Origin of the sequence: Termitidicoccus mucosus, from assembly GCF_038725785.1 — a bacterium.
In the GTDB taxonomy this organism is placed as follows: Bacteria; Verrucomicrobiota; Verrucomicrobiia; order Opitutales; family Opitutaceae; genus Termitidicoccus; species Termitidicoccus mucosus.
Window position 1 is genome coordinate 5892478 of the sequence record NZ_CP109796.1, and the last position, 21701, is coordinate 5914178.

At 66.3% G+C, this 21701-nt stretch carries 10 protein-coding genes and 1 pseudogene; 4 read left to right on the forward strand and 7 right to left on the reverse strand.

The features are described from left to right. Positions 1 to 447: 447 nt before the first annotated feature. Both OH491_RS20605 and OH491_RS20610 read right to left on the reverse strand, forming a co-directional pair. Positions 448 to 3045: a hypothetical protein gene (locus OH491_RS20605; RefSeq protein ID WP_068772642.1), complete on the reverse strand. Its 2598-nt coding sequence runs from the start codon at positions 3043 to 3045 to the stop codon at positions 448 to 450. 158 nt (positions 3046 to 3203) lie between these two features. Then, positions 3204 to 4955, reverse strand: coding sequence for an exosortase/archaeosortase family protein (locus OH491_RS20610; RefSeq protein WP_068772641.1), 1752 nt, complete (start codon positions 4953 to 4955; stop codon positions 3204 to 3206). Between the two features lie 285 nt (positions 4956 to 5240). Here OH491_RS20610 and OH491_RS20615 point away from each other — a divergent pair, with 285 nt between their 5' ends. From OH491_RS20615 to OH491_RS20625, 3 genes are all read left to right on the forward strand, one after another. Beyond that, a complete protein-coding gene (locus tag OH491_RS20615; protein WP_068772640.1) occupies positions 5241 to 6536 on the forward strand; it encodes a WcaI family glycosyltransferase in 1296 nt (431 codons plus the stop codon). Between the two features lie 108 nt (positions 6537 to 6644). Next, a complete protein-coding gene (locus OH491_RS20620) occupies positions 6645 to 10178 on the forward strand; it encodes an alpha-L-rhamnosidase (RefSeq protein WP_068772639.1) in 3534 nt (1177 codons plus the stop codon). Between the two features lie 278 nt (positions 10179 to 10456). Further along, positions 10457 to 10642, forward strand: a complete 186-nt coding sequence (locus OH491_RS20625) for a hypothetical protein (RefSeq protein WP_145929067.1) — start codon at positions 10457 to 10459, stop codon at positions 10640 to 10642. Positions 10643 to 11105: 463 nt separating this feature from the next. On the opposite strand, the pseudogene OH491_RS20630 reads toward OH491_RS20625, so the two are convergent. The 5 genes and pseudogenes from OH491_RS20630 to OH491_RS20650 form a co-directional block, all read right to left on the reverse strand. Further along, positions 11106 to 13114, reverse strand: a pseudogene (locus tag OH491_RS20630) (alpha-glucuronidase family glycosyl hydrolase). A 27-nt stretch (positions 13115 to 13141) separates the two neighbouring features. Continuing rightward, positions 13142 to 14623, reverse strand: coding sequence for an MFS transporter (locus OH491_RS20635; protein ID WP_068772699.1), 1482 nt, complete (start codon positions 14621 to 14623; stop codon positions 13142 to 13144). Positions 14624 to 14915: 292 nt separating this feature from the next. Then, positions 14916 to 17834, reverse strand: a complete 2919-nt coding sequence (locus OH491_RS20640; protein WP_068772638.1) for a glycosyl hydrolase 115 family protein — start codon at positions 17832 to 17834, stop codon at positions 14916 to 14918. 4 nt (positions 17835 to 17838) lie between these two features. Continuing rightward, complete coding sequence (locus tag OH491_RS20645) at positions 17839 to 19449, reverse strand: glycoside hydrolase family 43 protein (protein ID WP_068772637.1); 1611 nt, start codon at positions 19447 to 19449, stop codon at positions 17839 to 17841. Then, positions 19446 to 21215, reverse strand: coding sequence for an endo-1,4-beta-xylanase (locus OH491_RS20650; protein WP_334319658.1), 1770 nt, complete (start codon positions 21213 to 21215; stop codon positions 19446 to 19448). The genes OH491_RS20645 and OH491_RS20650 overlap by 4 nt, the downstream gene beginning before the upstream one ends. Here OH491_RS20650 and OH491_RS20655 point away from each other — a divergent pair. Then, the gene (locus OH491_RS20655) at positions 21207 to 21554 is read left to right on the forward strand and encodes a hypothetical protein (protein ID WP_334319657.1); all 348 of its coding nucleotides are present in this window, start codon (positions 21207 to 21209) and stop codon (positions 21552 to 21554) included. The genes OH491_RS20650 and OH491_RS20655 overlap by 9 nt on opposite strands. Positions 21555 to 21701 lie beyond the last annotated feature (147 nt).

The following is a 21701-nucleotide window of genomic DNA, read 5'->3' on the forward strand; positions in this document are numbered from 1 at the left end:
GCCAACCCAAGTGAACCGTCGTTGACGCGGTGTCCGGATCCGGACGGCACGAGGGGCGAGTTGGGCCTCGTGCATGGTCTGGCGGCTGGCAACCGGAACCAGATGCACTTCGACTACGAGGCAGGCTTTGGTGAGAAGTATGACAAGCCTTGGGGCCTGACCGCCGGCTTTCGTCATCAGTTCTGATGCCGGCTGCGAACAAGATTGGCGCTTTAGCGGCGCAGTCGGAAGGCGGCGGGTTGCGTGGCATGGGCGTCCCCGCCCATGTTGGTTTTTGGGGATGGCGGCGCGGAGCGCCGTCGCACGGGCGAGTCGCCCGTGCCACCCGACCCGCCTGGACGGCGCAGGCCTGAAAATGGTTCGGAAACGGTCTCGCGCGGCAGCGCGTGTTGACCCGGCTGCGTCCGCAAGTTTGCCGGCGTCACCTTCGGTTGCCCGGAGAGGTGTTCACACGTCTTTTTGCGCGAGGGTTTGCCGGATGGTGTCGGCCAGGGCGACTTCCTCGGGGAGTGCGGTGGAGGGATCGAAATTCTCCAAGTAGCGGCGGGCGTCGGCAGTGTCGTTTTGCAGGAGCGCGGTCGCGGCCTTGATCAGTGCGAGCTGGGCGTAGCCGGTCTCGGGCTGGTCGGGGAGATCGGCGAGGATGCGGGCCGCCTCGGCGGGACGGGATTGTTTGCAGAGGGAGTAGGCATACACTTTCGCATGCAGGGGATCGGCGGGCGCGCGGTCGTGGGTCTGCCGGGCGAGGACGTGCGCGCGGGCCAGGTTGCTGTCGGTGAGGAGGCTGTAGTAGGCCAGCAGGGATTTGTTGGCCGGGTCCTCGTCGCCCGCGTCGATGCGCACGGCGTAGATGCGGGCCAGCTCCGCGGTCTGGCCGTTTTGGTGATAATAGGCGGCGAGTTCGGTGAAGTTGGCGTTGTCGAGCGGGGTGCGCTGGTGGATGCGGTTGAGGATTTCGATGCGCTCGGGCGTCCAGCCCCAGTCGGCGCAGAGGGCCGCAAGGTCGAGCAGCGAATCGCGGTTCATGCCGGCCGAGCCGAGGGCGACGCGCCAGGAAACACGGGCGTCGGAGGACTGGCCGAGCTGGCGCCGGGAGTAGGCAAGGAGGGCGTTGCGGAGGTGTTCGTAGGGACGGGGCCAGGCGCCGGAGTTCAGGGTGTTCTCGAGCGCGGCGTAGTCATCGAGGGCGTAGAAGGATTCCGCGAGTTCCATTTGCGAGGTGGGCTCGGGACGCTGGTTTTCGGAGAGGAGGGCGAGCCAGCTTTTCACCGCGGCGGAGGTTCCGGAGGCGGCGTCGGCGGTGGTGAGCGAGGCGAGGTGGGCGAGGTTGCGCTGGCCGCGGCGGGCTTTTGCGATGGCGGGCGCGGCCTCGGTGAGGAGGCGGCGTTCCTCGGGGAGAAGGCGGTCGGTCTGGACGCGGGCGAGGAGGTCGGCGCCTTCGTCCACGCGGTTGTTGGCGATGAGGATGACGGAGCGGAGCAGCGTGCGCTGCGGCGAGGTGAGGACGCCGAGGCCGAGTTTGTCGATGGTGTTGAGCGCCTCGACGGGCTTGCCCTGGCGGTAGTGGGCGAGGGCGAGCGTGGTGAGGTAGTAGGCGTTGAAGGGATCGGATTCGTGCAGGGCTTGGGCGTCGGCGGCGGAGCGTTCGACATTGGTGCCGAGAAGGATGTTGGTGTAGGCGAGGTTGTTTTTCGCGTCGGCATCGGACGGGTTTTGCTCGAGGAGGCGGGCGTAGAGGCGGTTGAGGCCGGAGGTGTTGCCGCGGCTGAGCTCCCAGGCGGCGAGCTGGTCGCGGGTCGTCTTGTCGGCGGGGTTCAACTGGAAGCGTTTCCAGAGGAGTTCGTTTTTCTGGTCGGTCCAGCCCCAGCGGGAAACCTGGCTGTAGAGGGCGTTGATTTTGCGCGGGGTGTTGCCGATGTCCATGACGGCGAGCCGCCAGGCGTCGGCGAAGGCGCGCTGGTCGCCGCGTTCGCGGGCGGCGCGGGCGAGGAGAATCTGGCGCGCGTATTCGTTTTGGGCCCAGCGGGTGGCGCGGAGGTAGCTGTCGAGCGCGGGCCAGTCGTTGAGGGCGAGAAGGGCGGAAGCGTGGGCGATCTGGATGGTTTCGATGGCGCGGGTTTCCGCGGGCAGGGTGGAGAGCCAGCGGACCGCCTCGGCGGCGTGGCCGTTTTTGGCCAGGTAGGTGGCGAGGGCGACGGTGCTGCCGGGGGAGGATGCGAAGGAGTTTTCGAGCGATTGGACGGTGGCCGGAAAACGGTCGGGGGCGAAGAGGCGGTGGGTGTCGGCGATGAGGAGGCGGGTGGAGGGGGAAAGCTCGGCCTGGGTGTCGAGCTGCGCGGCGAGTTCGAGCGAGGTGGCGGCGTCGGCGTTTTCCATGGCGTCGGCGAGGAGGACGGCGAGGGCGCGGCCTTGGAGCGCGGGGGAGCGGGCGGCGATTTCGCGGATTTCGCCGCGGGCGCCGGCTTTGTTTTCGTCGAGGCCGTTCATGAGGTTGAGCTGGGCGAGCTCGAGGCGGGATTCATCGCTGGGCTGGAGCGAGACGAGGCTCATGAGGAGGTAGCGGGCCTTGGCGGGGTTGCCGGCGCGCAGGCTGATTTGCGCGGCGAGTTTGTAGAATTCGGCGGAGCGGGAAACATCGACGCCGGGATGGTCGATGGTGGAGGCCACGTAGTTGTAGGCGCGGAATTCGAGCGCGAGGCGCAGGAGCTTGAGTTTGTTTTCGAGCGTGGGCTGGACGATGGAGAGGCGCTGGTGGTAATAGAGCGTGTCGGACGCCTCCTGCTTCTCGGTGATCTCGGCGGCGAGTTTCCAGGCGTCGATATTGTTTTGGTTGTATTTCAGCGTCTTCCGGGCGGCGACGAGGGCATTGGGATAATCGCCCTTCTCAAGGTATTCGCGGGCGATGTGGTTGGTGCGGGTTTCACGCCAGCCTTTGAACCAGGGCCATGCGACCCAGCGCGCGCCGGCGTAACCGCCAAGCAGGAAGACGGCGAGCGCGGCGAGGATGATGAGGATGCGTTTGGTGCGTTTGCGGAAAAATGGCATGGCGGGCGGATTGATGAAGGCTGGTAGGCTGGTGAATTGGTGCGCCCTCTATTCTTTCGTCTTTATTCTTTCTCTTTCCTCTTTCTCCTCAAAGGCCGGTGGTCGCGCGCAGAGAAAGAGGACAGAGAAAGAATAAAGAGAAAAGAGGGGACGCGGTTTTATTGTTGCTGGATGGAAAGGGCGGCGACGGCGCGCGGCACGGGCGTGACTTTCAGCATGCCGGAGAGCTGGTCGCGGACGGCGCTCTCGGCGTCCTGGAGCGAGGTGGCGCCGAAAATGGAGATCCCGATGACGCGTTGCCCGAGGTTGCGGTGGCCGTTGAGGACCGAGGCGATGCGCTCGGAGCTGCTCACCTGGCGGTAGTCGATTTTTTCGGTGTCGGCCGCGGGACGGTCCTCGATGATGGCGTGAAACACATACACGGGCGCGCCGTTGGAATCGAAAAGGAAATTGGTGAAGCGGATGTCGAGCGGCCCGGCGGGAATGTCGAGGACGCCGGCGCGTCCGTCGTATTTCAGGCCGGTGGCGGGCATGCACACGGTCGGGTAATGCGCGCCGGAAAGGAACTTCGACACGCGCCCGGCATGCCAGCGGATGTAATACATCTGGAATTCGTAGCCCTCGGGCGTGATCCACGAGCAGGTTTCGCCCTCGTTGTATTTGAGGATGGCGCGGGTGCGGTCGGGGAACTCCGTCTGCTGGAAGCCGGGGGCGTGCGCGGGCCAGTCGATCGTCCATTGCGGCGGCGGGTCGAGGTGCGCCTCATGGCGGCGATACCAGCCTTCCGTGAACAGCTCCGCGGCCGCGAGCACGGCGAGGCCGAAGACGACGAAGCCCGCGGGGAAGGGGGCGGGTATTTGATTTCCGGATACGGAGGCGGCGGCCGGCGCCGGGGGCGTCGGCGCGTGGGTGCCGAGGGTCAGCGCGGAAAGGAGCGAACGGCCGCCGAGCTTCTGCTTGAGCCTCGCAAACAGCACCGACAGCGCCCACAGGCCGGCGATGCACGACACCATGACGGCGGTGCCCACGTGGTCGTGCCAGCTTTCCATGACCTCGCCGCCGTGCGCGGCGTTGATCCACGTGAGCGTCATGGTGCGGCCGATGTTGAGCAGGAATGCGACGACGAAGGACGAGCCCATCAGCAGCACGCGCGAAAGCAGGCCGAGCCGGTGAAACTCGCCGAGAAAAAGCGACATCATGAACGCGGTCTGGAGCGAGCGGATGCCGCTGCACGCGTCGGCGACGTTCACCCATGACGAGCCGACCTGGATGATGTTGCCCGTGGCGATGGCCGGCACGCCGCACAGCGTGAGCGTGTCGGCGCTGACGAGCGTGTTCCAGCGCGTGAGCGTCTGCACCAGCTGGTCCTCGATCGCGATGGGCCAGGGCAGCGCGGTGAAGGTGAAAAGAATCGGAAACGCGAAATGCCACATGTAGCGCAGCCGCCCGATCGCAAAAAGCGCGCCGAACGAAAAGGCCGCGACGAGACAGGTGAGGTAGAAATTGATTTTCACCCAGTCGGGATTGGCCTCGTTGATGACGCGCATGGGCAGATAAGCCACGAGCAGCGCCGCCGGGAGGACCAGCCACGACGGGTGCGGGCGTCCCTCCGCCGCGGGCGGACGCGCGCGCCAGCGCTCACTGAACAGATATAACGCGAGAAACGGCACCACCCAACCGTAGGAATAAAGCTCGTTGACGATCCACTCCGTGTGCAGGCGCCAGAATAGCAGCAGCCAAGTGGCCGCGATCAGCGCCAGCCCCGGCAGCAGCGCGCGATTCCGCGCCACGCCGTCCAGAAAACCACGTCGTTTTTCCATCGGGAGGGCGCGGCGGGCGTCGTCGGCGGAGCCCGGCGGCCCGGCGTTTGCCAAGGCGTTGCTGTTGGTGATGGAGGCGCGTGTGAGCATGCTGGAAGATCGGTGCGGCGCTTGGATATATACCGGCAAATAGCTTGCGCCGTGCGGGCGCGATGCCGTTTGGGTAAATTGAATCTTAAAACCCGGGCGCGTGTAGGGGTTTCCCCTATATTAATGTTATAAAGATAATAAACCGCGCCCGCCGGGCGGATTTAGATACAAGAATATGGCCACGCGGCGGGCGGATTGGCAGTGGGGAATCATGACGCGGACGGGATTGGCCCGCGACCTGCAGGCGGGACCACGGCGGACGCGTCCGAGGAAATTTATCATATCGTGAAAATCACCATTTGGGGAATCAACTACGAGCCGGAGCCGACCGGAATCGGCCCGTTCAACACCGATCTTTGCGCATGGCTGGCCTCGCGCGGGCACGAGGTCACGATGCTCACCAGCTTCCCCTATTATCCGTGGTGGCGGAAGCGCCCGGAGGACCGCGGCAAGTTTTTCGAGACCTCGCGCCGGGCGGACGGGGTGACCGTGCGGCGCTGCTGGCATTACGTGCCGGGAAAACCGTCCACCCTCAAGCGGCTCGTCCACGAGCTGAGCTTTGTATTCACTTCCACACTACGCGCGCTCTTTTTGCCGCGCCCGGATGTGTTTGTGGTCGTCAGCCCGCCGCTGTTCCTCGGCCTGGGCGCGTTTGTCGCGGGCCTTTTGCTGCGGCGCCCCTTTGTGTTTCATGTGCAGGACCTGCAACCCGACGCGGCGCTCGGGCTTGGCATGATAAAGCCGGGCCCGGCGGTGCGCGCGCTGCACGCGCTGGAAAAATGGAGCTACCGCCGCGCCGCGCTGGTATCGGGCATCTCGCAGGGCATGATGGATGCGTTTGCGCGCAAGCGCGTGCCGCGTGGAAAAACGTGGCTGTTTGCGAACTGGATACCCGACGCATTGCCGGCGGCCGCCTCCGCCGCCGGGGGCGCCGCCGACGGCGCGGCCTCGTTCCGCCGCGCGAACCGCATCGCGGACGGCACCGTGCTCATCGCCTATTCGGGCAACGTCGGCATGAAGCAGGGGCTGGAGGTGGCGGTGGCGGCGTCGGTCGGCACGGAGGCGCATTGGGCGGTGTGCGGCGAGGGCGCGGCCAAGGAATCGCTGGCCGCGCTGGTCGCGGCCACGCCGGGCAGCCGGGTGCGGCTGTATCCGCTCCAGCCCGACGACTCATACCAAGCGCTGCTGCGCGAGGCGGACGTGAGCCTCATCACGCAGCAACGCGGCACGGGGCAGTTTTTTTTCCCGAGCAAGCTCCTTTCCATCCTCCAGCACGGGCGCCCCGTGCTGGCCGTGGCCGACGCCGACAGCGAGCTGGCCCGGGCGGTGGCGGCGGGCGGGTTCGGCCGCGTGGTGCCGCCGGGCGACGCGGAGGCCTTGCGGACCGCCGCCCGCGAGATGGCCGCCGCCGATGCCGCGCAAAAACAGGCATGGGCGGAAAACGGGCGCGGCTGGGTCGCGCAGTTCCGCCGCAGCCGCGTGCTGGCTGAATTCGAGGCGCGTCTCGCGCAGGTGATCGCGCCGGCGGCGGGCGACGAGGCGGCGGGCACGGCGATGCCGGACAAGTCGAATTGCGCCTAGCGGCGCCGCCGGGCCGGGCGGCGCGGGTTCAATTTTTTCGCCTCGGCGGTGCGAATTTTTTGCCGAATTTCTCTTCACTTGTGCCCCCGGCGGGTGTCTTTTGTCGGAATGCTTTTTGCCAAAAGTCTCCCGAGTCCGGCGCGCCGGAAATCGCGCGCGGTTTTGGCGTCGGCGTTTTTGGCCTTCGGCCTGCTGGGCGCGGCGGCCAGCACTTTCGCCGCGCTCACGGTGGACGGGTTGCGCTGCGAGGGCATGGAAAACCCGCTGGGCATCGATGCCGACCAGCCGCGGCTCGGCTGGCGGTTGCAGTCCGACGAGCGCGGCGACGCGCAGACCGCCTGGCAGGTGCTCGTCGCCAGCAACGCCGCGATGCTCGCGCAGGACCAGGCCGATTACTGGAACAGCGGCAAGGTCGTCTCCTGCCAGTCGCAGCACGTGGTTTATCTCGGGCGCCCGCCGGCCTCCTCGCAGCAGGTTTTCTGGAAGGTGCGCGCATGGGACGCGCGCGGCGCGGCGTCGCCCTGGAGCGCGGTCGCGTCATGGACGATGGGCGTGCTCGACACCGCGCGCGGGCCGGGCTGGCAGCCGGGCGTGTCCTGGATTTCCGACGCGGAAATGCTGAAATGGGAACGCCGGGCGGCGGGCTTCAGCTCGCGCGACACGGACCGGCAGGACACGGTGAAATGGGTGCAGCTCGACCTCGGCGAATCGCACCCGCTCGACACCGTGAGGATTCATTCGGTTTTGCACACGGTCGAGGCGCGTTACGGCCTGCCGCTCCGTTTCAAGCTGGAGCTTTCCGACGAGCCGTCCTTCCGCGCCGCGGTCATCGCCGCCGATCACACCGAAAAGGATTTTCCCGCCGGCGCCTACCTCATCTCGCTGCCGATGGAGGGCCGCGCCGCGCGCTACGTGCGCCTGACCGCGACAAAACTTCGCGCCCTCGACGAGGCCGGCAGGACGCGCCTGGCCTGCCGCCAGATCGAGGTGCTCTCCGGCGGGAAAAACATCGCCGTCGGCGCGCGCGTCACGGCCGGCGATTCCCGCGAGGACGAGCACTGGTCGTGCGCCGCCGCCGTGGACGGGCTCGGCATCCCCGGCGCCAATCCGCTGGCCAACGCCACGCTGCTCCTGCGCCGCGAGTTCAACGTCCGCCCCGGCCTCAGCCGCGCGGTCATCCACGTCACCGGTCTCGGCCAGTATGAGTTCACCGCCAACGGCAAACGCATCGGCGAGGGCCTGCTCACGCCCGCGTGGACCGACTATGCCTCGACCTGCCTCTACGAGACGCATGACATCACCGCGCAGCTTCGCCCCGGCGAAAACGCGCTCGGCATCCAGGTCGCCGGCGGTCCCTATAACATCAGCGAGGGCGCCGAGGGGCGCTACCTGAAGCTCGTCACGCCGCCGCGCGCGCCCGTCGCCTTTGCGCAGCTCCGCCTCGAATACGACAACGGACTCTTCGAGATCATCAGCACCGACGCGAGCTGGCGCGCCACCGCCGCCGGCCCGGCGACCTATGCGAATTTTTATGGCGGCGAGGATTTCGACTCCCGGCGCGCGCGCGCGCTTCGCGGCTGGGACAAGCCCGGTTTCGACGACTCCGGCTGGGCGCCCGCCGCCGCCGCGCCCGGCCCCGGCGGCAAACTCCGCGGAGCGTCGCACAGCTCGCCACCCTTCGGCGCGTTTGAGACCTTTGCGCCGGCCGCGGTCCGCGAAATCCGTCCCGGCGTGAGTGTGTATGATTTCGGGCAAAACGCCTCCATGATGCCGCGCCTGCGCGTGCGCGGCCCCGCCGGCTCCATCGTGCGCATGATTCCGGCCGAACTCCTGAATGCCGACGGCAGCGTCGACCGGCGTTCCTGCGGCGGCGGCAATGCCTGGTGGCAATACACGCTTGCCGGCGACGAATCCGCCGAGGCTTGGTTTCCCAGGTTTTTCTACCAGGGCGCGCGTTACCTTCAGGTCGAACGCTACGCCACGCCCGAGGACGCCGCCCGCGCCGTCACCCCCGGCTCCCGCAACATCGGCAACGCCCTCCACTACGCGCGCCTCGCGGAAAACGAAGGCGCCGCCCAAAACGCGTCAGCGACTGGGAGCGCCGGCATCCTGCCGGCATCCGAAAAAAACATGCCGGCTGGAAGCCGGCGCTCCCAGTCGCAAGCGGAAAGCGATGCCCCCCACGCATCCTCTCCTCCCGCTTTCTCCGCGCCCTCCGCGCTGCCTGATTCCCCCGCGCCCGCAGCGCTGCCCGTCATCGAATCGCTCGAATCCGTCGTCGTCCATTCCGACTCCCCCGCGTCCGGCGAGTTCGAATGCTCGAGCGAACTTTTCAACCGCATCCGCACGCTCGTCCGCTGGGCCCAGGCCAGCAACCTCGCGCACGTCTTCACCGATTGCCCGCAGCGCGAAAAGCTCGGCTGGCTCGAGCAATACCATCTCAACGGCCCCTCGCTCCGCTACGAATGGGATGTCACGCGCCTCTTCGAAAAATGCTTCGACGACATGGCCGCCGCGCAAACCCCGCAGGGGCTTGTCACCAGCATCGCCCCCGAATACGTGGTGTTCGAGGGCGGCTTCCGCGATTCGCCCGAATGGGGCGGCGCACTCGTCCTGGCGGCGTGGCAGCATTACCTCTGGACGGGCGACGAGCAGCTCCTGCGCCGCTACTATCCGCAGATGCAACGCTACGCCGACTACCTCGGCACCCGCGCGAAGGGGCGCCTGCTCTCGCACGGACTCGGCGACTGGTATGACATCGGCCCGAAGCGTCCCGGCGTCGCGCAACTCACGCCGGTCGCGCTCACCGCCACCGCCATTTATTACGAGATCACCGCCACGCTCGGGCGCGTCGCGACGCTGCTCAACCGCAAGGTCGAGGCGAAGTATTATGAAAGCGAGGCCGCGCGCATCGCCGACGCCTTCAACAAGGCATTCTTCGACCCGCGCGCCGGCGTTTACGCCGCCGGCTCGCAAACCGCGCAGGCCATGCCGCTCGTGCTCGGGCTCGTCCCGCCCGGACGCCGCGACGGCGTGCTGGCCGCGCTTGTCGCCGACATCGAAAGCCGCGGCCACGCCATCACCGCCGGGGACGTCGGCTACCGCTACGTGCTCCGCGCCCTCGCCGACGCCGGGCGTTCCGACGTGGTTTTCGCGATGAACAACCAGAGCGAAAAGCCCGGCTACGGCTACCAGCTTGCCCGCGGCGCGACGAGCCTCACCGAGGCATGGGACGCGAACCCGCGGTCCTCGCAAAACCACTTCATGCTCGGGCAGATCACCGAGTGGCTTTACCATGACCTCGCCGGCATCCAGCCCGACCCCGCCGGCCCCGGCTTCAAGCGCGTCATCATCAAGCCCGCCGCCGTCGCCGGCATTGACCGCGCGCGCGCCGCCGTGCACTCCCCGCGCGGCCCCGTGGCCGTCGTGTGGTGGCGCGAGAACGGCCGTTTTGTATTAAAAATCTCGATACCGGTGGGCGCGGTGGCGACGGTGCATCTCCCCGTGCCGGAGGTCTCCGCCATCCGCGAGGGCGATCTTCCCGTCGCGCAGGCCCGCGGCGTGCGCCTCCTCCGGCGGGTGAAGGACGAGGCCGTCTTCGAGGTCGTCTCCGGCAGCTACCGCTTCACCGCGCCGGAGTGACGCAGGCATGGCCTGCCATGGATTAGGTGGTATCTGTTATACGGATACACTCCGCGTGGTTTGCGTGGCACGGGCGTCCCGCCCGTGGGATTGGGCGGCAGAGGCGACCCCGCTCATGTTGAACGTAACCTCGCGGCGCGGAGCGCCGTCGCATGGGCGGGACGCCCATGCCACCCGACCCGGACGGCACGGCGACCGTACCTCCAGGCGGCATGACCTGAAACGCCCCGGCCTCAAACTGCTTGCGACAGGATCGGGCGCGCGCTTGGTTGTTTGGCGTGCCCAGAAAGCAGCCCAAACGACGAGAGCCATCGCGCGAGGAACGCGAGCGGATGTGCACCGGCAAGCGGCGTTACCGGTCGCAGGCCGACGCGCTGGATGCCGTCGCCGTGCTCGGTCTGGAGCGCTGGCGGACGGCGTATAAATGCCCGTTGTGCGGGCAGTGGCACTTGACGACACGGTGAGCCGCCACGCGAAGCGGTCGCGATCATCCGGGCAATCTCGCATCCGCCTAGAGATGTCAAAATTACGTGATATGTTGCGCGGGGCGCTGGCGTTCGAGCGGGCGCCGGAACCAGGGCATGCTGCAATCCTCGCCACTGGCCCAAAAAAACGCCCGGCGATGAGGCCGGGCGTTTAAACCGCTCGGAGCTAGGCTCAACAAGCGATTTTTGGCGGGAGGGAAAATCAGGCTGTTAAAACAAGTGCGGAATGCAAGCGCTTTTTAAGATATTTTTCCCAGGAGTTTTTACGGATTGCACAAACCGCATTTCAGTTTTCCACCAACCCTTGTTCTGGAATCAATTAGAAATAATTTATGCCATGCCGCGGTTGTTCAGGGACCGTTTGCCCGGTGGAAAATAATCCCCAAAAAGGCGCGGACGGCGCGCAAAAGCCGGAAATTTGCGAGACATGGCGAAGCCGGTTTCATGTTCCGCCCGGGGTGCCGGGGACGTAATGGAGGCGGATGGATTTGTAGTGATCCAGCGGATATTCAGGCGGCTCGACGCCGGCCGGGAGCGGGCGGCGGGAGAAGGTTTGAAAATAAAGCAGGCAGGCGTCGCGCCATTCGCGGGCGGAGCGTTCCTGGATGCGCAGCAGCGCGGCAACGTGGCCGTGACGCTCGTTGTCGATGAGGCTGCGGAGATTTTCCCACGCGGCCTGCCATGAGCGCACGGCATCGACGCCGGACTGGTAGCGCAGGCAAAGCTCGTCCCAGAGTTCGCGCCCGGAGCGCAGGCGGTGATCCCAGGGAACATGATGGAACCAGAGCAGAAGGTTTTCCGGGCAGGTGGAGAGATCGTTGAAACGGTCGCGGACGGCGGGGAAATACTGCGCGGTCGCATCGGAGCCCGAGGGCGTGCGGTCGAAGCCGATGCCGTCGGCGGAGGCGCGATGATAGTAGGTGGAGGTCCAGTCGGGCCGGCCCTCGTCCACCCACGGACCGGGGCCGTAATGGTGATTCCTCGCCATGATGTGGTGAAGGCCGAGCGGCATCATGGAGTCCACCACGGCCTCGCGGGACTCCAGGAGCATCTTCGTAATGAGTTTCCGGATACGGGCGTCGTTGGAGAACGTCATGCGCGTCCATTCGCCCGCGATGGTTTCGGAGGAAAGCGTGTGGCTCCAGGCGAGGCGGCCGAAGGCATACCAGTTGGCGGCGGCGAGCGGGTGGCCGGTCCAGTTGCGGTCGTCGCCGATGTTGGACACGCCGGCGATGGCGGTGAGCGCGTGCGGCCCGAGGCTGCCGTCGATGACGCGGGCCACAGTGGAGCCGGGGCCGCGCGCGTGGGTGTCGGAGTCGAGCGTCTCCTTGAAGAGCGGGGCGAGGAAGGCGAGGTGCGTGTTCGCGCCGAGATACTCCTGCGTGATTTGCAATTCGAGGGCGAGCGGGGTGCGCGGCATCGCGCCGAAGAGCGGGTGAAACGGCTCGCGCGGCATGAAGTCGATGGGGCCGTTTTTGATCTGGATGATGACGTTCGGGCGGAACCGGCCGTCGAGCGGCTGGAATTCGGCGCAGGCTTGTTTCGCCCGGTCGTCGGGAACGTTGTGGTCGTAAACGAAGGCGCGCCACATGACCACGCCACCGTGCGGCGCGAGGGCGTCGGCGAGGAGGTTCGCGCCGTCGGCGTGGGAGCGTCCGTAGTTTTGCGGGCCGGGCTGGCCCTCGGAGTTGGCCTTCACGACGAAGCCGCCGAAGTCGGGAATGAGTTGATAAATCTCGGCGGCTTTCCCGCGCCACCACGCGGCGACGGCGGGATCGAGCGGATCGGCGGTGGCGAGACCGCCGATTTCGATGGGCGCGCTGAAGCGGGCGGTGAGATAGACGCGGATGCCGTAGGGCCGGAACACGTCGGCGAGCGCGGCTCGATGACGTCGGGCAGCGTGAACCATTTCCACAGCGAGAAGCCCGCGTAGCCGCGCTCGACGAAGCGGTCGAGGTTGTCCCAGTGATTGAGGAGGCGGAGCCTGATGCGCGGCGTGCTGGCGAAGTCGAGCGCGTCGAGCGGCTGGCGGGTCTGCACGCGGCGGAGCAATTCGAACGCGCCGTAGAGCGCGCCGATGTCGCGGTTGGCGGAGATGACCATGCCCGCGGCGGATGAACGGCGGAGCGCGTAGCCCTCGTCGCCCAGCGCCGCGTCGTGCTCCGCGCGGCCGATTTCCACGGAGCAGTTCGCGTCCGGGCCGAGCAGGCCGGCGAGCGCGGCCTGGAGCTCGTCGCGCGCGGCGGCGAGCGCGGGTGTCTCCACGCCGCCGGGCGTGGCGAGCGTGATGCGGGCAAGGGCCTCGGCGCAGGTTTTCCGTTGCGTGGCGTCCTCGATCAGGTCGTAGCGCAGCCAGAGGCGGTAGCCGTCCTCGGCGCGGGCGGCGGCAAGCACGGCGAGGGCGAGGATGAGCAGACGGGGAAAAAACGGTCGGCGCGGCGGGTGTGTCATGGTTTATCGGATACGCGGCGGGGCGGTTCAGTAATTTTTCCGGCGCTCGGCGAGTTCCTCCTGGATGCGCAGGTTGAGTTTTTTCCCGATCGGATAGAACAGCAGGCAAATAATGCCGAGCACGAAGGGAATCGCCGCGTAGATCGTCGCGCTGAGCCGGATGCCGAGCAGCGCGTGCTCGGTCTGCGCGACGTTGGGCACGTAGCCATATGCGGCGATGAGCCAGCCGCTGAGCGCGCCGCCGAGGCCGAGCCCGGCTTTCAGTGCGAACAAAATCCCCGCATACATGAAACCGGTGGCGCGGCGCGTGGTTTTCCACTCCGAGTAGTCGGCGACATCCGCGATCATGACCCAAAGCAGCGGCACCGTCGGCCCCCAACCGAGCGGCCAGAGGATGCTCAGCACGACGAGCAATCCCATCGACGTCGGCGTGACAAAATACACCAGCGCCGTTGCCACCGCCGTCACCGACATGCCGGTGATAAACACGGCTTTTTTCCCGAAACGATCCGCGAGCGGCTTGGACAGAATGATGCCGATAATCTGGATCAACGAGCCGGCCACGAAGAAGAAACTCAGGCCGACCGCGGGGGCGTTGGAGCCGTCCGCCTTCACGATCAGGCCGAGCGCGTCGAGCGCGGATTTCCAGCCTGTGATTTCCCCCGGACCCGCCGCGGACGCGAGCCCCACGCCGTCGAGGAACGACCGTATCGACTCCCGATCAAGGTAGTAATTGAAAAAATAATTCAGCGAGCTGCCGCGCACGACGAGTGTCGTGAAGACCAACAGCGTGAGCACGAACATGACCAGCCACGGGCCGCACGCGAAAACCGCCTTCAAGTCGGCGCCGAGCGAAGGCTTTTGCGTGGGCGGCGGCTGCACGCGCTCGCGCGTGGTCGCGAAGGTGACGAGATACATCACGATGATGACCGCGCCAAAAATTCCCATCGTCACGGCCCAGCCGCGCGCGCTGTTGCCCGCGCCAAGCTTGACCACGAGGGGCAGCGTGAGCGCCTGAATGAGAAATTGTCCGACGAGCGCCGCGACAAAGCGGTAACGCGCGATGTTGGCGCGTTCGCTGGCGTCGGGCGTCATCACGCCCATGAGCGCGGAATAAGGCGTGTTATTTGCCGAGTAGAGCATCATCATGAGCGCGTAGGTGACATAGGCGTAGACGAGTTTTCCGCCCATGCCGAAATCCGGCGAGAGATACACCAGCCAGAACACGAGGCCGAACGGCACCGCCGTGACGAGTATCCACGGGCGGAATTTTCCCCATCGCGTGCGCGTGCGGTCGGCCAGCGCGCCGATGATCGGATCGACAACCGCGTCGACCAGGCGCAACACAAGAAACATCGTGCCGACCGCGACCGCCGAGAGCCCGACCGTGTCCGTGTAGAACGCGGTCTGATAGAGGATCATCGACTGGAAAAAGAAGTTGGCGGCAACGTCGCCGAGACTGTAGCCGAGTTTTTCCCGCAGCGGGATTTTTTGGGAGGCGTCGCTCATTTTGAGATATGGATTGACGGGATGCTGATGCGCGTTTTCAGCGAGGGGATGCGGTTGGGTGCGCCGGGAAACCGTGCAGGACAAATTGCCCGCGGCGAGCGGGATGACAAAAGGGCGGGTGTTCTTACAATAGAATGACAACGAAGCGCGGACAGGCTCCGCGCGCGCGTCGTGGCGCAGGCATCCTGCCTGCCGCCGAAAAAGAAGATGCGAAGCGTCGCTGATTTTTTCTGGTTAAAAAAGATGCCGCGCTGCGCGCGACCACTTTCGACGGCAGGCAGGGCTGCCTGCGCTACGGGGCGCGAGGGCTCTCGGGCGGGCCGAGGTAACTCGGGTGCAGGCCGCCGGTGTCGATGACGATGCGCTCGACGACCACGCCGGGCGTGACCATCCAGAGCTTGAGCACGTGGTGGCCGGGACGCGCGAGCGTGTGGCGCGTGGTGACGCGGCGCACCGCGTCCGACACCGCCTGCTCCCAGTCGCGCAGGGTCGCGTCCGTGGCGAGCGGAACGATCCGCGGCGCCTCGTCATCAAAGGAAACGGCCACGCGCAAGGGCGAGCCCGGCAGAAAATCGAGCGAGGGCGCGCATTGCAGCTCCACCGTGATCTCGCCCGCGTTGAAGACATGCACGTCGTATTCGAGGCGCGGCGAGCCGGGGCCGCCCGGCTCGCGCTCGGACGCATCCACCGGCGACACGGTCACGCCGCCGGCCACGCGCCCGAAGCCCGGCAGCGCGCGCCAGCCCGCGCCGCCGGCGTCGATCACCCGCGCGGCGTGCGGAGCCTCGATGGCGATGTGTCCGTCGCTTTCGACAAACGCGCCCGGGCGGATCGCCGCGCCGCGATGGTTTTTCACGGGCAGCTCCACGGCCAGCGACGCGCCCGCGTCGCTGGTGATCGCGAGGCGCGCCCGGGTTTCTCCGGGAGGGACGGCGTCCCAGTCCACGCCGATTTCAAGGCGGGTTGTTTTGTCAACGGGGCCGGATGCAGGCGGAAGTTTTATCCACGGCCGGTCGGCGGAAACGGTGAACGTGAAAGGCGTGTCGCCGCGGTTGAAGACTTCGATCCAGCGCGTGCCGCGCGCAAAATTGTCCAGCGGCGGAAGCACGGCGCGTCCGGCCCCGCTGGGCCAGGCGGTTTGCGAGCCCTCGATGGCGACGGCCAGCGACGCGCCGGCGCGCGGGCGCACCTCGATGAGCGGCGGCAGCGCGGCGATATCCGGCTGCTGCCAGTAGGTGTAGCCGAGGCGAATCTGCGACATCATGTGGTTCCATTTTCCGTCGCGCAGCGCGTGGTAGTCGTCGGCGAGCCGCGCATCCTCGGCAAACAGGGCGCGCGCCCGGGCGGCGGGCGCGTTGGCATCGGCGCGGCCCTGGCGCGCGTAAAGGTGGTTGAGGCCGGCGGCAACGTGGATTTCCTGCACGACCGCGCTGGCGCGGACGGGATAGAGGACGAGCTGGAAGAAGGCGTCGCGGTATTCGGCGGGCAGCGCGGTGACGAGCTTGTCCGCGCGGGCGATGAGGTCGGCCCACTCGGCGAGCACGCGCTCGCCTTCGCGATAGTTGACGAGGTTCAGCGTGCCGGGCGCGAGCAGTTCGGGTTTGCGGCGTCCGTTGAGGCGCGTGTAGCCGTCGATGAGCGCGGCGATCTCGTCGGCATGGGCGGGGCCGAAGTTGCGCGCGGCCCAGTCGCGGGAAAACGCGTCGAGGTTGTCCGCCGTCCAGCGCTCCGGGTTCCACGCCATCGAGAGGAAAAACTCGATGGGAAACTCCATCGGCTTCAAGTCACCCACGTTCACGATCCAGATGCGGTTCGCGCCGTGCCGCCACGCGAGGTGCATCTGCTCGCGGATTTTCGCGATGGGCACGGTGTTGAGCCATTTGTAGTTTCGCGGGCCGCCGACGTAGTCGAAATGATAATACACGCCGGCGCCGCCCGCGCGTCCGCGCTCGGCGGCGGTGGGCACGCGGCGCAGGTTGCCCCAGTTGTCGTCGCACCAGAGCAGCGTCACGTCGTCGGGCACGCGCATGCCTTCCTCGTAGTAGGCCTGCACCTCCTTGTAGAGCGCCCAGGTTTGGGGCACGTCCCGGGGGTTTTTGCCGGTGACCCCGGCGATGATTTGCCGCTGGTCGGCGACGATGCGCTCGAGGAGGGCGACGTTGCTTTCGCGCGACATGGGTTCGTCGCCGTCGCCGCGCATGCCGATGGTCTGGATGTTCTCGAAATTTTTCGTGCGCTCGACGCCGCCGCGCCAGAACTCGCGGAGGGCGGCGGCGTTTTTCGAATAATCCCACGGGCCGGAGCCATGGGCGGCCCACTCGGCGTGGGCGCGCATGAGGGGCTCGTGGTGCGAGGTGCCCATGACGACGCCGTATTCGTCGGCGAGGCGCGGGTTTTCGGGATCGTTGTCGTTGAAGGCCTGGGGCGGCCACATCGCGGGCCAGAGATAATTGCCGCGCAGGCGCAGGATGAGCTCGAAGACGTTGGCGTAGAAGGCGTGGTTGAAGCCGCCGAATTTTTCGTGCACCCAGCCGGTGAGCGCGGGCGCCTCGTCGTTGAGAAAAATGCCGCGATACTTCACCGCGGGTTCGCCCGAGGCATGGCGTCCCGGCAGGACATAAGCCTCGGCGCGTTTCCCGGGCGGCACGTCGGCCCACCAATGCCACGGCGAGACGCCGAGCTGCCGGGAGAGTTCGTAGATACCGTAGATCGTGCCGCGCTTGTCGCTGCCCGCGATGACGAGCGCCTGGTCGAGACCGTCGAGCGGCCTGTCGAGCACCGTGATGACGAAACTTTCCCATTTGCCGTCCAGGTCGGACGCGTCGAGCCGGCCGGATTTCACGAGGCCGTCGATGAGCGCGCTCCTGCCCAGCGTGCCGATGATGACGGGGCGCGGCGCCGCGCTTTCCCGGGCGGTCACGATTTCCGGGACGCGGCCGGTCACGCGCCCGATGTCCGCCCGGAGATCGCCGATGGCGCGGACAACGCCCGCGTGATCCGCGGGATCGTGCCAGAGAGGCGCTTCGCCGTGCTGCACGACGAGCGGAAACGCGCCGGGGGGCGGATTCCCGTCCGCCACGATGTCGTCGGGCAGGCCGGAGGCCCGTGATGGAAGGGCGGCGGCGGCTAGGACCGCCAGGAGCGAGGCGACAATGGAAAGGTAAAGTGGCGGGAACGGGCGGCGAATGGAGGCGGGGGCTTCTGTCTTCATGGGATTAATTGGAATCGGTCGCGGGCTGCCTGATGTCTTCGGAGATTTGGCTGTCCACGCGGAAATAATCGAAGTCGGCGTGGCCGCTTGGATTTTTTGTCGCGTAGTGGAAAAGGCCGAAACGGTAGCCCATGAAATGCGGCATGGTGTAGGTCATCTTCAACGGCTCGCCGATGTGACGCCACGTCCTGCCGTCGAGGCTGAAGAAGAAATGGGCCGTGTCGGCGCGGTCGCGGAAATCGCATTCCGCCCGGAGATGAATAGTCTCCTGGCCGAGGGGAATGCGCGCGAGTTCGACGGGTGTTTCGGATTGTGCGCTTATCATGACAACATGCTTTGCGCCGTCCCCGGCTTTCACGCCGACGAGGCCGTAACGTTTTTGCAGGAGGGCGAGCCCGGCGAAATCGCCGTCTTTCATCCCCGCGGTGTCGATGGCCGTTGCACCCGCGCTCGCCGGGCCGAAGTTGCGCTGCGTGAGCGTGTTTCGGGCGAGGAGGAAATCCGCGTCAACCCGCCCGGTCGTCAGCCGCAGAAATCCGGGGCGCGTGGCGAGCGACCAGAGCGAGTTGTCGGGATTGTGGTTCCATTGCCACACGGGCGGAAGCGCGGGCTCGCCCGGGCAGCGCGTGAACTCGTCCGAGGCGACGAGGCCGGGAATCAGACCCTGGTTCGCGGGTAATTTTTCCAGGGCGTCGGGCGCTTTGCCATCGACGCCGAGCACGGGCCAACCGTCCTGCCACGTCACGGGCACGAGATACGGGATGCGCCCGACCGCGCCGCAGTCGCGGAAGAGATACGCATACCAATCGCCGCCCGGCGTGTCGATGAGGCCGCCTTGCGCGATGCCCCGGTCCTGAAACGCGACGCGCCCCTCGTAGGGGCCAGTGATTTTGTCGGCGCGGTGGATGACAACGGTGCGCATGCCGCCCTTCGGCCAGGTGATGTTGAAAAGGTAATATCTGCCGTTGACCTTGAAGAGCTGCGAGCCCTCGGCGGGCAGGCCGAGGTCCGGGCCAGCGGGCGCGCCGGCGTTTTCGATGACGACCCGGTCGATGCCGCCGGGCTTGATGCCGGAAGCGTCGGGAAGAAGCTCGACGAGGGAGAGCCTGCCGCCGCCATGCAGCATGTAAACGCGGCCGCCGTCGTCGAAGAACAGCGAGTGGTCGTGAAGAGCGGGCTTGAACGAAACCGCCTTCCAAGGCCCGCGCTCGATGTCCCTGGTCGTGTAAACGTAGGTCTTGCCGGTCGTGTTTGAAAATGTGGAAACGTAATAGACGCCGTTGCGATGGCGGATGCTGGGCGCCCACGAACCGCGTCCGTAGGTGCTCTTGCCGTCGGTGAGATTGAGTTCGTCAACGTCGTCGAGCGTTGCATACGCGTAGTTCACGATTTCCCAATTTATCAAGTCTTTCGACTTCATGATGGGGACGCCGGGAGCCATGTGCATCGTGGTGCTCGCCATATAATAGACATCGCCCGCGCGAATCATCGCCATGTCGGGCACGTCGGCGTGGATGACGGGATTGCGGGCGCCCGCGGCTGCCCGCGCCGGAAACGCGGCGAGCAGTCCTGCGATAAAAAATGCGAAGGGAGCGAGAATGTGGGACGCCCTCATGGCAGGACGATTTCGATATTCAAGGCGGGCTCGCCGGGTTTCAGGGCAAACGCCTTTTCGGCGCGGCGTCCGCCGGACTCGACCGTGACGAGATAATCGCCGTGGAAGCCGCGCGCGGCATGGCACCCGCCTGCATCGGTGCGCGCCTCGATCCGCGTGCGCCACTGGTCGAGCACGAGCGAGCGGTAAACGGCGGCGTTCGGCTTTTCCGACCAGTCGGTGCGGAACATCGCGGCCTGCGGGCGCCAGTGGCAGGCCTCCCAGAATCCCCAGAGCTGGATGCCGACGACCGACGGGTGGCTGAAGCAGAGAATGAAAAAATCGCGCGTATAGTCGGCCTGGAGCTGCTCGTCGTCCGTCCACACGTCGAACTCGGTGATGCGGACGGGCAGGTTAAACGCGGCGTAGCGGTCGAGCACCTTGAGCACCTCGGCGGGGGCGTTGGGCTGCGAGCCGATGTGAGCCTGCACGCCGAGGCCGCCCAGCGGCGCGCCGCGCTCCACGAGGAAGCGCGCGGTCTCCTCGAAATGGCGCACGTGGTCGGCGTCAGTCGTGAGGTCGTGGTTGCTGAAATCATTCAGGTAAAGCGGCACGCCGGGCATCGCGGCGGCGGCGGTCTTGAACCAGTCCGCCATGATTTCGGGGCCGAAGAGGTCCATGAGGTCGTGGTTGGTGAACGGCTCGTTGAGCGCGTCCCATTCCTCGAGCAGGCCGCGCGTGTCGCGCGCCATCGTGCGGATGTGCTCGCGGATGACGCGGGGAATCTCGTCCTGGCGCGGCGTGCCGCGCAGCTCCTGCACGAGCCGCGGCAGGTTTTTCCAGCCGGGCCAGACCAGCACGTGGCCGCGCACCGGAATCCCGTGGCCGCGCAGCCAGCGCAGGCCGGCGAGGGATTGCGCGGGCGAATACCGGTCGCCCCAGTCGCCGGACCACGCGCCCCACTTGAGGTCGTTCTCCGGGCTGGCGGCGTTGAACAACTCCAGCGTGAGTTCGCGGTAGCGGAGGTTGTCGGGCGTGTCGTGGACGAGGCGCGCGAATTGCAGCGCGGTGCCGAACTGGAACGCCTGGCGCGTCTGCTCGATGCGTATCGACGCATCGGATACAGGCCGGCCGGCGGCGTCGGTGACGCGGAGGTTGAAGGCGCCCTTGCGGATGCGCTCGATGCGGGCGAGCGCGTCCGCGCGCCACGCCGCGCCGTCCTCGCGCCCGGCGTAGGTGAAACGCGTGCGCGGAAGCGAGTCGAGCGTCTGCGTTTTCCCGTAATAAAGCACGTCGAGCCCGCCGATTTCCACCGTCTGCCGCATGAAGCCGAAGTGGAACATGACCGCCGCGCCCTCGCGGGGGAAATCCTTGTGGAACCTGAAAGGCAGCACGAACTCGCGCCATTCGCGCCCGAAGCTCACGCCGAGCTCGAAGCTGCTGTTGAACGCGAGGCCGCTGTCGCTCACGACGATGAACACGCGGCCCGCGCCGGTCTCGTCGGCGGAGGAAACGGTGCGCGCGAAGAAACGCAGCAGGCCCGTGTCGCCCTCCGCGACGGCGCGGCCGGTGAGCGCGCGCAGCCCGATGGCGGACGACGGCGCGGTGTCGCGTTTCGTCTCGACGCGCCACGCGCGCGAGAAGCCGGGGCCGTCGGTTTCGATGGTGCTGAACCCGGCCGCATCCGCGTATTCCGGCCCGGTGACGAGTTTGAAGGCGGCCAGCGGCCCGCCCTCGACCAGCGGTTCGCCGGGCGGGAGCGGGGAGGGGAAAAGCGGATGGCTCATGACGAGGAAAGCGAGAAGCAATGGCAGAAGATGTTTCATCGGAACGGGCAGGGTGGGGAAGGGCTGGCGGTTGGCTTGACGGTTGTGACTGGTCCACGGAACGCGTGGAATGCGCGGAGAGGTTTTTTTATTCGTTTTTTGATTAATCGCGGAAACGCGGAGACGCGGAAAAGAAGGGAGAAATCGTTTTTTATTGAACAGAAGGAAACGAAGGGAGCGAAGAATACATTTTATGATTATGGTTTGGCAGGCTTGTCGCTTCGCTCGGAACTTGGTGCCCTTCGTTTCCTTCTGTTCAAAATAATGGTTCGTTTTGATTCACCACAAAGGTGGAAATAATTCTTCGTGTCCTTGTGGTGAATTTAATAAAACCGGTTCCTCGCTATTTTCGATGGCCGGTTTGCTTATTTAAGCGCAGAGAACGCAAAGAACTCATGGAAAAACAGGATTGTTTCCTGCGCTCTTTGTGTTCTTTGCGGTTAATTT